Below are 11,930 nucleotides of genomic sequence, written 5' to 3'. Positions count from 1 at the left end.
AATCGGGCAAGCTCAGCAGGTCAGTAATCTGATGGATGAGCGCTCTAAAATCATCCAACTTTTGGGCCTACCTTACTGCCGTTACTACCTGCTTAATTAATTCCCAGCAACCTGCGGAATATCGGTTTTGGCTCAGCCTGATGTTGTTGTCAGGAAGGATGAGAGGGTTTCCTGATCCCAAACTCGATGGGTGGAATAAACAAGTAAGCCACAAGCTACGGACTAGGCCACTTCTATGGAGCGCTTTCCGGCGGAGCTTGGGCATGGCTTCCCTATGAGTGTTGCGATCGCCAGATGGATAAAACAGGTAATTTTTTGAGAAAAGTTTTGGCTGGCAAGGATTTTTTAAAAAATGCAGTGACCGTGTAGACGACGGATGGGGCATCAAGGTTGCAAGTACAAGGGCAACGCTTTGAGTATGGATTCGGTTTTGGGGACTTCTATCGGATAAACGCCGGAGGCTGGAGAACGTTGGTAAAAACACATCGTTGGCTTGATCTTGCAGAATATGCCAGCCTGCTGGGGTTGGGAGTCGGAACGGTCGCTTCGCTGGTGTCGGCACAGTTGCTATATACCTCTGCGCCGTTATCGATGCTGGTGTTGCTAAACTTGGCCAACCGAAAACGGCTGGAGTCGGCAACTCAGGATGAAATTACGACCCAGGTGCAAGCTGTCGATCAAAAGGTTTCCACTCAGGTCGCCATGCTGAATCAGCAGGTATCGCGCTTGCCCACTCCTGAAATGATTACCAGTCTGCGGCGGCTCGTGTACAGCAACGATCGCGAACTGGCAGAAAACTTAGCGACCGATCTGCGATCGCTCCAGGCCGAGATTCACCAACGGCTGATTGTGATGGAAGCCCAGTCGGTTGCCCCGATTCGTGCCCAGGTTGCTCAGCTACAGCAGCGCTATCAAAGGTTAACCGATCACATCAACCAAGTTACGGCCCAGTGGCAAGACGCTAGCAATGCAGGCAAGATTGATGCGCTGGAGCGATCGCTCGAACAGCTACGCCACGAAGCCGAGTCTTTGCAGCACAGCATGAGCAAACTGTCGGACTATACGAAGCCCTCGTTAGCCGCCCTGCAAGACCAAATCAACCACCTGAACCGCCAGTTTCAAAAGCTGCCACCCCCCTTTGATGCCACCGCCTTGCAGCAAAAAGTGTCGGAACTGATTCGCCTGGTGTCGGATTTGGTGCCCAAACGGGAGTGGCTAACCCTACTGAACGAACTGCAAATGCTGCAACAGCAGCAAGAATCACAAGCTCAGGCCGAAGAAACCCTGTGGCGCACCATTCAAGACATCAACAAACAGCTGCAAAACCAGCCCTCTCACACCTCCCTCACTCATTTGCAGCAGCAAATTAATCAGCTCACCGAGCAGGTTCACCAGCTTCCCGCCCCTTTTGATGCCACATCGCTCAGTCAAGAAATGAGTCGCCTGTTGAACGTGGTCACTGACTTGGTACCACGGCAGGATTTTGGTGGGCTGGTGGCTCAGGTTAAGTCATTGCAGCAGCAGCAAGCCTTTCAGTCTCAAATCGAGAGTATGCTGCAATCGGAACTAAACCACATCAATCGCCAGTTACGCCTGCTGCTGACAGAACCAACCAGCTCTGACGCTCAGCCCCTGCCCCCAACTCCAGAACCACCAGAACCCACGCGCGAGTTTTCTCAACGGCTGGAACAGATTGTGCAACGGGAATTTGCCCAGTTGCAGCGCCAGCTCCAAGGACTGCCTCAGGGACAAGCCTTTCAGCAACAGTTGGAAGCAACAGTACAGCGCGAACTGTTGGCGATTAATCAACAGTTGCTCCGTCACAAGGTCGGTCCCCAGTATGAATTTGTTGTGGATTTTGCGTCGCCTGCTGCCATGACGGGTCAGAGCCTGACGAATGGGTTACCCTCTAGCCGCACGGTCTTGGAAGCTGCGCTAGAGCAAAGCCAGGAGCGGTTGGTTCTGGTGTTGCCATGGTTGAACCACGATGGGATCGATCATGGGCTGGTGAGCAAGATGCAGGCATTTCTGGCTCAGGGAAAGCGGTTGGATTTGGGCTGGTGTCATCATGCCGATCGCACAACCGAGCGTTTTTTGGCTCCTATTAACCAGCGTTGGCAAATTTATCCACTGGAACAGAGCAATTTGCACCATACGCTCAAGACCTTTTTGGAACTTAAGCGATCGCACCCCAATGCCTTGCAATTCAAAATTTTGGGAACCCGCGAGAATTTTTTGGTGGCGGATCGCGCCTATGCGGTGTTGGGAGTTGACGAAGCGCTGGCGGGTATGGCGACTTTGCCCAACATGACGCTTAAGCTCAAAACGACCGATTCGGAATTGGTGCAGCAGCTCATCCATCAGTTCGATGAGGCTGCACTGAACCCCGATGATGTGGCTGCACACTGGAACCGTGCCGTTACTCGGTATGACTTGGGCGATCGCGATGGGGCCTTGGCCGATTTCAACCACATTGTTGGGTCAACTCCCCATGATGCGATCGCCTACAATTTTCGGGGCATTGTCAGGTATGACCTGGGCGATCGCGATGGAGCGTTAGCCGATTTCCAGAAATCGATTCAGCTCGATTCGCGGCAGGTTTCGCCCTATTGCAACCGAGCTTATCTACGACTGGAGCTGGGCGATCGCGCTGGGGCCATTGCCGATCTCAGCGTTGCGATTCAAGCTCAACCCCGTGCCGCGATCGCCTACTTTTTCCGGGGTATGGTGCTGCAACAGCAGGAAAATCTGGAGCACGCGATCGCTGACTACAACGAAGCGCTGCGGCTGGCTCCCAACTCGGCCTCGGCCTATTACTATCGCGGGTTGGCCCGCCCCAAACGCCAAGATTATCAGGGCGCGATCGCCGATTTGGAAATGGCCCTGGATTTGTTTACCCAACGGGGCCACGAGGCCAATGCCCGCAAAGCCTTTAATAGCTTGCAAGCCCTGCGTCAGGCCCTGTCTCAGGTACCGGCATCAGCTCCCGCTTCCCATTCGTCCTTGGGTGACCTCAGCCCCTTTAGCCTGCCCGATTCGGTTTCGGTGTACGAAGCCAACGGAACGACGGCAACCCCTTCGATCCCGAGTCGAAACGGCACGTCAGACCCCAGGGAATCCGCCTTTCAAGACGAAAACTAATCGCTGCGAAACCTGAGTGAGGGATGAATCGGCTGAACCATCCTGAACCACGTCAGTTTTGGATACGCAAAAATGGGTGGTTGGGACGGTTGCATAGCGTGTCGCCACTCCAACCAGCCTGAACCGCAACTCAGGTTTAACCCAACTTTGGGTCTTCGAAGGGTTGGCTGCTATGGGATGAGGAGACCTCGGCACAGCTCTAGGGCTTGGTATACACCATCACTGGAACTCGCTTAAACGCAGGAGTGCCGCAGCGTGGATCGACCGGGGCGGCAAAAATAGCGTTGACCTCGGGGTAAAACATCATGGCCGCTCCCTGACGGATGGCACCGTATACCACCTCGACTTGATCGAGCTGGCCTGCGTTGCCCTGCACGGTGACGCGATCGCCCGCCCGAAATCCACCCTGCTTCGCATCCACTGGATTCATCACAATACAGTTGCGATGGGGCATCCCGCGATATTTGTCGCCATCTCGATACACGACCGTGTTGTGCTGGGAGTAGCTGCGGCCTGTGCCTAGTGCCAGCATGATCCCCTGGACAGAATCTGAAATGCCTAGCTCTTGGGGTGTAGGCATCGACAGATCGGGTAGGGGCGTGGGCATCATTTGCGCTTTGCCGTTGGGCGTACCAAAGGTGGGCGATGTCAGGATGCGACCCGAAATGGTGAACTCCTGTTGGGTGGCGTCGATCGCACTCATCTTTTCGTAACCGGGGATCGTTTGGCCAATGAGCTGCCGCACGTAACGAGGGTCTTGCAGGTTGCGCCAGTCGATGGGGCGATCGCCATGAATCCGATACGCCAACTCGCCCAAAAACGTGACCTCAGCCATGAGATCCGCATCCTCGAGATGCGTCTTGCCTTCATCATTCAGCCGAACAAAATTGTTGCCCGATTCGGCAGTCGTTTTGTGAGGATTTTCAAACCGATTGTAGACGGGCAGCAGCAGCGTGTTCTGGCAGGCTAAACCGTGAAAGTGTCCCAAATTAGGCTTGGTTGCGAGATACACGACTGTATCGATATTGCCGAGGGCGCGCTTCGCTTGGCGCAGGTCGGGATTGGCGGCGTAGAGGTTGCCGCCTAAACACAGCAGCGTGCGCACAGTGCCGGCCTCTGCCGCCTCGATGAGGGCGCGGGTATCGTAGCCGGGCTCCCGATTTAGCGGACGCTTGAGTAATGTTTCTAGCGATTCCCGTAAGGTATCTTGCAGTTGGGCCGCAACACCCATAGAGCCAAAGCCCTGCACATTAGAATGGCCCCGAATTGGCATGGTGCCACCGCCCAGCTTGCCACAGTTGCCCGTGAGCAAGGCAGTATTGGCGATCGCCCAAATGTTATCTACCCCGTTGGCCTGTTGGGTAACGCCCATCGCCCAGGCAAACACCGTGCCGTTGGCTTGCCCAATGGTGCGAGCGGTAAAATCTAACTCTTCTTTTGACAGCCCACAGGTTGTAGTAATTGCGTCCCAGGATATGTTTTTGGCGTGCTGCACCACAGCTTCCCACCCGTCGGTGTGGGCGGTTAGGTACTCCCACGGTACCAAGTTCTGCTCAATCAAAGACTTTTGCAGCCCTACAAACACCGCAACATCGCTGCCCGGAATGGGTTGTAGATACATTGAGGAAATGTCGGAACCGCCTGACAGCAAAGACTTGATGGGAAAAGCCGGAGAACCAAACTTGACCAATCCCACCTCGATCATGGGGTTGATGATAATGACTTTGCCACCGCGATCGCGCAGTTGAATCAGCTCGTTCATCAGGCGGGGATGGTTGGCCGGAGCATTGGAGCCAATCAGCACCACACAGTCTGCATGCTTCAAACTATCCAGACTCACCATGGAGGTGCCCGAGCCAAACATGTGCTTAAGCCCCACGGTCGAGGGCGCATGGCACAGATCGGAGCAGTCGGCCAAATTGTTCGACCCAAGTGCCCGAATCATGAGCTGTAGGAGAAACGCCGCCTCATTGGACGATCGCCCAGAGCTGTAGGACGCAATTTCGTGAGGCCGCTTCTCTCGAAAGGCCGCCGCCGCTAGGTCTAGAGCTTCTTCCCAACTGATGCGCTCGTAGCGATCGCTCCCGGCCCGACGCACTAGCGGCACACTCAGCCGACCCAGGCGATCGCACTCCATCGAGCTGAGCTGTTGCAGTTCTGATAAGGTGTAGCGTTCGTGAAACTGCGCCGGAGGCATCAGTTCGGCGGCGATCGCTTCTACGCTTTTCATACAGCGCTGCAAGATCTCGCCATCTTCATTCATGAACCCGCCCTTTTGCCCGCCCGTGCCCCAAGCACAGGATAGGCAAGCGCTCTTGTGGTTAAGCACCTGCCAAATTTTGGGGCCTTGGGGTGATAACGTTTTTTCTGCCCAGTATTGAATGACTGGCAACCCGCCACCGGCACTTGGCACATCGGGGTTTGGAGATTGGGGATCGGTCACCATACACCTGTCTCGATCGCATCACGCTTCTGTTTGCTTTATAACGCGTTCTGGCCCGCAACATGGGGTTTCACCGTAACTCTCTTCCCTGGTTCGTAAATTTTTGCTCTATCTAGAATCGGTTGATAGATTTTTGGGAGGTTGGCGACATCCTCAGGGCTCATGCATTTGTGCTGTGGGTAGGATGCAAAGCACACGAACCCACAGCACAAATGCCTGGTATTTTGGGGACTTACGTTCGTCCTGTTTCTGGGCAAGTGACTGTTTGATGCATGATTTGAAGCACAAACCGCGCACGGCTCAGTCGTACGACGGTTGATGCAGGGGGCCTATTCTTTCCCTAGCTTGCTGCACGATGCAACCGTCGGTGATGGACTGGACTTGTGAAACCTAACCCAACAGCCCATCCAGCCCATAACTGCAAGCTTAGTGGAGGCGATCGCAACATACCGTAATTTATTGCAATCTATCGCAATTTTAAAGATTGACAAACTTCAAGGTCGCGAGCCGTGTAGAGTTTACATTCCGCCACTTTACGGAGTTAACCGTTCATAACTTACCGCCACATTTCGCAAGTGTAAGCAGCGGGATGCCCTTAAAATAAGCCCATCAGGAAATTTTAGGTCGAGTGCAACTTGAATAACGCTGTGAGGGCTTGGTGGAACACGATCGATCGACGTAGTAGGCGATCGCTCATGTTTTTGGCATGGGCAGTGCTGGCTTTCTGGGCAGTAACGGCTTTTACCAGTGCTGTGTCGCAAGTTGTGCCAGTCCGGGTCAATCGGTGGATTGAAGTTCGACAAATTTCGGGAACTGTGAATTTCTTTCAGGGGGGGAGTTCGCGTGCAGCTCGGGTGGGCGATCGCCTGCAAACAGTTGGCGACGGAATTGCCACAGCCCCTGGTGCAACTGCAATCCTGGCAGTTGATACCGGAATTGGCTTTGTCAACGTTACCGAAAACACTCGTGTACAGGTGCAAGCACTAGCCTATGCTCCCGACGATGGACGCATCACCCGCCTGTTTGTGTCGCAGGGGCAAGTTCGCCTGCAAATTCGACAGTTTACCAATCCTGGCTCAGAACTCGAAATTCAGACTCCAGCCGGCACTAGCGCCGTACGTGGAACCGAATTTGGAGTTGCTGTGCAGCAGAGTGGAAAAACGGGTGTTGCAACTTTAGAAGGAAGCGTTGAGACTGCAGCCCAAGGAGAAATCGTCCCCGTCTCTGCTGGTTTTCAAAACTTCACCATTCCAGGAGAGCCCCCCTCGCCTGCTGTTCCCCTGCGCGACGATACGAGTTTGCAACGGCGGATAGACCGTATCATTGTCAACGGTCGTCGTCAGGTGCGGCTGGTAGGCCAGGTTGATCCAGTCAACACTGTCTTGGTCGAGGGTCGCCCTCAAACCACAACTCGAGATGGTGAATTTACCCTTTTGTTCTCGCCCCAGCGAGGGCAACAATCGCCCCGCATTAGTGTCATTACTCCCCTTGGCCGACGGCAAGATTACATCTTCGACATTTCTATATGAACCGAAGGATTCGCCAGATGGCTTGGCGCATCCTTCCTGGAGGCGTCACCGCTTTAGTTGTAGGATGGCTGTTTCATCTATCCCTATTGCAGCCTCTTGAGCAGTTTGCCTACACGGGGCTGTTTCGGTTGCGCGGCGAGCTGCCCTGGGATGAGCGCATTGTGGTCATTGCGATTGACGACGCCAGCCTACAGGCGTTGGGCCAGTTTCCTTGGTCACGGCAGCTGCATGCCGATTTGTTGAATAGGCTGGCGGCGGGCGATCCTAGTGTGGTGGCCATTAGCTTGATTTGGTCTGAACCGAGCGATGCCGATGGGGCGCTGGCAGAGGCGATCGCCCAGCTCAATCGAGTTGTGCTGTCTCAAACCCGAGCTGAATCGGGAGATGTCCTGCCTCCAGTTCCAGAGCTACAGGCAGGGGCGATCGCCACCGGACATGTTCTCACCATGCCCGATAGCGATGGCATGATTCGTCAAGTGATTCCCCAGGTGGATGGGCAGCTGATGCTAGGGCTAGCAACGGCCCATGTGTATAGCCTGACCCGAGAAGTGATCGATCTCCCCTCATTGGAGAAACCGCTATGGGTGAACTGGGTAGGCACCCCAAACCGCTTAACCCACGCATCGTTTATCGATGTGCTCAATGGGCGCGTTTCTCCCGCCATGTTTCAAGACAAGATTGTGCTGTTGGGGGTAACGGCCACAGGTCTAAACACGCTTATCACTCCGTTTAATCCGGATGTTCCCATTAGTGGCGTGTACCTGCATGCCACAGTCCTCAATAACCTGTTGCAAGATACATTGCTGCAACCCATGCCGCAACAATGGCTATGGCTAATCTTGCTGGTGGGAGGCCCAGGACTGAGTTGGGCAATGGCCCGTTGGAAAACCCGCTATCAGCTTTTGGGAATTGGAATGCTGTGTGGCTCCTGGGCTGGGGTAAGCATGATGCTGTTTCAGGCCAACTATTTGCCGACTGTAGCCATGCCGCTAACGCTGTTTATGTTAACGGCGGCGGCTGTAGCGCTGAGCGAACGCCTGGAAGAAAGCATTTTGCTGCACCATCAGGTGGCGAGCCTGTGGAATCTGTATCGTAAAGATGTGGTGTATCAGTTCGATGACCAACAGCACTCGCTGAAGCCCCCTTTCAAACGGGAGGCTGCATGGCGCGATTTGCCCTCCTCGATGGTGCGGGTAGCCCAACTGGCCGCGATCGCCGAACAGTTTGGCCGATCACAATCAACTCAGGCGGCGATTGCCCGCAGCCTTTCCATTGGACTTGTGGCAGCAGACTTGGATGGTAATGTTTGGTTCTGCAACCCTGCGGCCACATCGCTGCTGCAGATTACCGTTGGCACAACCTTAACCACCGCATTGGCAACGCACTGGATCAAGCCAGAGGAATGGTATACCATCCTGCATCAGCTAGCCTGTAACATCCTGCCAATCCCTAGCGAACATTACTACAGCGAACGCTGGTTTGAACTGAGATGGGAACCGTTAATTTATCATCCTCATTCACCCAGCGATCACGCTGCGACACCATCATTGGATCACGCATTGAGAAATGCTGTAGGAAAGCCACCAGATGGTTTTATGTTACTCATTGAAGATATTACTGCGCGCAAGCAAATTGAATCGAATTTGAATCGTCAAATTCAAGAACTCAATCAGCTTAATCGCATGAAGGATGATTTTTTGAGCACCGTGTCGCACGAATTGCGATCGCCCTTAGCCAATATCAATGTGGTGATTCAGCTTTTGGAATATGCAGACCCTACTGAACAACCCAAGTACCTACAAATTTTGAAAGATGAGTGCGATCGCGAAACTGAACTGGTGAACGATCTGCTGGATTTGCAACGGCTGGAAGCAGGAAAACGCGAGTTTGACATGCAAATCATGCTTTTGCAAGACTGGTTACCCTCCATGATTGAACCGTTTGAACATCGCGTTAAAGTACGGGATCAGCAATTGCAAACGCACATTGCCCCAGACTTGCCTCCCATTCTTTCGGACTATCACAGCTTGCAGCGCCTCGTCACCGAGCTATTAACCAACGCCTGTAAATACACCCCACCCCACCACGAAATTGCTGTTCGGGTTCAGTTTGTTGCTCCGCATGTGCATATTACCGTGCAAAATTCTGGAACAGAAATTGAAGAAGCCGAGCTTCCCAAAATTTTTGAGAAGTTCTATCGCATTCCCCATAACGATCGGTGGCATCAAGGCGGCACTGGATTAGGGCTCGCCCTCGTGAAAAATTTGGTGGAACATTTGAATGGTCATATCGATGTCCACAGTGCTAATAATGTGACTGCTTTTACCATCCAGTTTTTAGCAGTAGGGAGCGATCGCCCAACATCAATTTAGCAGCGAGATCAAACGTCAGTGTTAGTTCAGGTGGGATAGCTCAGATTGAATAGCTGTCACCTCCTTTTTCAACCTGAGTTCTGGATAAGCTGAAGTGACCGTTTTTGCGTGCGCAACGCGCACACAAAAATGGGCTTTTCTGGGGAGTGCACGTCGCGCAACCATCAGAAAAGCTCTTAACCGAAACGGACGTTTTTTAGGAGGGCAATTTTCAACGCCAGTCATCTAGCACATACACATCGGGGCGTCTGTAGCCCAGTATGTTGGGGCGCTGCATCACCACTCCTACAATTTCGGTGCGAAATCCCTGCTGCACCATAAATGTGTAGGCAGATGTATGACTGGTGTTGACTCCAGCAATCAGCTTCGTTGCCTGCTGGCTGGCTGCAAACGCATCGCATTGGTTGAGCAGTTGCGCAAAGTGTTCAGCAGCGTGGTCACTCGGTTTTACCGCAGCAAACTTGACATAGCAGGTGCCGCTGCCGCCTTCAGTTCCGGCTCCGCAGTGGCACACCGCAAACGCTGTCAACTCGTCACCATGCCACAACAAAACCGTGTCACCCAAGGCTTGAGTGTGCACGGCTTCAATTTCGCGGGTTGCATCCAGACCGGGATAAATCCTATCGGTGATGTGAGTGCATTGCTGCACAATGTGCGATCGCACATCTGCTTCAGCTGCTGCATAAGTTGATATCCGCCATGCAGGATCTGCCTGAACGGGCCGCCCCATCACAAACGTGAGGTACTGCGGATAAAACCCAAACTTTTGGTACAGCGCATGGTGCTTGGGGCTATTGGGAAACGTAAACAACCCAGCCTGCTCAATTCCCCACTGCGAAAATTTGTCGAGCGCGGCCTCGATCAGGCACTGCGCAATGCCCTGGCTCCAAAATTGGGGATGCACACTGAGTGGCCCAAAGGTGCCAACGCTACCCCAATTCAGCGCAATGATCGATCCAACCAGTTGACCATCCATCTCTGCTGCAAACGCCGCAGTTGGGTCTACCTTCCATCGTGGCTGAATGTAAGACGCATCTCCAGCAAAGGCAGTCGGTTCCGGCAAGCCAACAAACGTACCGAATGCCAGCCGAAAGATATGATCAGCCGTCGATAATTCTCCCTCGTGTAATGGACGAACGTTAGGAGACATAATGACTTCAGATGAGATTGAGTTTTAGTGTATCAAGCTTGAACAGCCTAGAAATTCAATTTTACGGTTTAAAAGTTTTTCGCGATTCGATTTCAAATAGATCAGGACTTACGCAAGCTCACTAAATCTGGTGTGTTGGTGTTGTGGGTTAGGGTGATTCGCACCCTAACCCACAACACCAATGCGTAAGTCCAGTGGCTTTCAAATGGATTGGCAATGCTGGGTGCAGCGCAGTGAATCCAGCCTCATCTCGACGGGTCGTTTTGAACGGATGATGTGGCCATGCGCTGCTGGCCAAAGGGGCAGACATCCAATACAGCACAAGCTTTGCAGTTGGGATTGCGGTAATGGCACACCCGTTGCCCATGGAGCATCAATACCTCGTGATTGTCGTAGACTTGTTGGGCGCTCCAGTGGGCTGGAAGTTGGGCGGCTAATACCCCATGGGATGGCCCCACCGCCATCGATGCCGGAATTAACTCCAGCCGTTGGGCAACTCGATGATGGTGACTGTCAACAGGTAATGCCGGACGACGCAAGTTGCTAAAGCACAGCACCGCCGCGCTGGTTTTGGGGCCGACGCCAGGAAGTTTTTCGAGCCAAGTCCGGGCTTCGGGCACGGTAAGATTGGCCAAAAAGTCGAGGGTGAGTTGACCTTGTTCTTGCTGGATGGCGTGGAGGATTTGCTTGAGCCGGGGGGCTTTCACTTCGGGATAGGTGCAGGGGGCGATCGCTGCCTCAATTTCTCCAACATCCCCATCTCGTACCTGCTCCCAGGTGGGAAAGCGATCGCGCAGTTGCCGAAAGGCCCGCCCCGAATCACGATTTTTGGTGCGATGCGACAGCAGAGACGATACGAGTTCGCTCAATGGGTCTAGGTTATGGAAATAGGCAATAGGACAGCCGTAAACGGCACAGAGGCGATCGTGAATCAGCAAAGCTTTTTGCTGGAGTGGTTCGCTCGAAGGGGTGGAGGACTGGGAGGTTTGAGGCTCTAGAAAGGAGGGCTGATGAAATGGGGTAGAAGCCATGGAATGCCAATGAGGGGGTGGATTAGGTTGCGACCATAGGCCACAAGCGGCCAACTGCATTCAGCGTAGAAAATGCAGGAAAGCCGAACATCCAAAAAGAGGAAGAGATTAGGGCTGGAGGGGCGATCGCCCTGCATGCACCAAACCCTAACGAACTGAATCATTTTAATAACAAACCTTAAAACCCATTTGAGTTCCTAATCAGAACAATGGAAGATAGGGGATTGTGGCTCATGAGAGCCTCACCTGTTCAACCCCCCTTCA

At 53.4% G+C, this 11,930-nt stretch carries 6 protein-coding genes; 3 read left to right on the top strand and 3 right to left on the bottom strand.

Annotated elements, in window-relative coordinates; all coding sequences use genetic code 11:
- The first annotated feature begins 471 nt into the window (after nt 1-471).
- Nucleotides 472-3,141 carry a tetratricopeptide repeat protein gene (locus ACQ4M4_RS19045; RefSeq protein WP_430686038.1) on the top strand — a complete coding sequence of 890 codons (2,670 nt, stop codon included), beginning with the start codon at nt 472-474 and terminating at the stop codon, nt 3,139-3,141.
- A 199-nt stretch (nt 3,142-3,340) separates the two neighbouring features.
- Here the strand turns inward: ACQ4M4_RS19045 and ACQ4M4_RS19040 are convergent, their stop codons facing one another.
- On the bottom strand, nt 3,341-5,587 hold the full coding sequence (locus ACQ4M4_RS19040) for an FdhF/YdeP family oxidoreductase (RefSeq protein ID WP_430686037.1): 2,247 nt from the start codon (nt 5,585-5,587) through the stop codon (nt 3,341-3,343).
- Nucleotides 5,588-6,231: 644 nt separating this feature from the next.
- Between ACQ4M4_RS19040 and ACQ4M4_RS19035 the strand changes: the two genes are divergently transcribed.
- Both ACQ4M4_RS19035 and ACQ4M4_RS19030 read left to right on the top strand, forming a co-directional pair.
- Nucleotides 6,232-7,113, top strand: a complete 882-nt coding sequence (locus ACQ4M4_RS19035; protein WP_430686036.1) for a FecR family protein — start codon at nt 6,232-6,234, stop codon at nt 7,111-7,113.
- Nucleotides 7,114-7,130: 17 nt separating this feature from the next.
- Nucleotides 7,131-9,485 (top strand): CHASE2 domain-containing protein, encoded by a 2,355-nt coding sequence (locus tag ACQ4M4_RS19030; protein WP_430686035.1) that lies wholly within the window; start codon nt 7,131-7,133, stop codon nt 9,483-9,485.
- 211 nt (nt 9,486-9,696) lie between these two features.
- On the opposite strand, the gene ACQ4M4_RS19025 is transcribed toward ACQ4M4_RS19030, so the two are convergent.
- Complete coding sequence (locus ACQ4M4_RS19025) at nt 9,697-10,635, bottom strand: GNAT family N-acetyltransferase (RefSeq protein ID WP_430686034.1); 939 nt, start codon at nt 10,633-10,635, stop codon at nt 9,697-9,699.
- A 245-nt stretch (nt 10,636-10,880) separates the two neighbouring features.
- Nucleotides 10,881-11,666 carry an endonuclease III domain-containing protein gene (locus tag ACQ4M4_RS19020; RefSeq protein ID WP_430686033.1) on the bottom strand — a complete coding sequence of 262 codons (786 nt, stop codon included), beginning with the start codon at nt 11,664-11,666 and terminating at the stop codon, nt 10,881-10,883.
- Nucleotides 11,667-11,930 lie beyond the last annotated feature (264 nt).

It is taken from the genome of Leptolyngbya sp. AN02str, from assembly GCF_050565595.1.
GTDB lineage: Bacteria > Cyanobacteriota > Cyanobacteriia > Elainellales > Elainellaceae > Kaiparowitsia.
Note: the sequence above shows the minus strand (reverse complement) of the source record. Positions and strands in the feature narration are given on the sequence as shown.

Coding starts and splice junctions, on each gene's coding strand:
- ACQ4M4_RS19040 (WP_430686037.1), bottom strand. CDS start 5,587: ATGGTGACCGATCCCCAATCTCCAAACCCCGATGTGCCAAGTGCCGGT.
- ACQ4M4_RS19030 (WP_430686035.1), top strand. CDS start 7,131: ATGGCTTGGCGCATCCTTCCTGGAGGCGTCACCGCTTTAGTTGTAGGA.
- ACQ4M4_RS19025 (WP_430686034.1), bottom strand. CDS start 10,635: ATGTCTCCTAACGTTCGTCCATTACACGAGGGAGAATTATCGACGGCT.
- ACQ4M4_RS19020 (WP_430686033.1), bottom strand. CDS start 11,666: ATGGCTTCTACCCCATTTCATCAGCCCTCCTTTCTAGAGCCTCAAACC.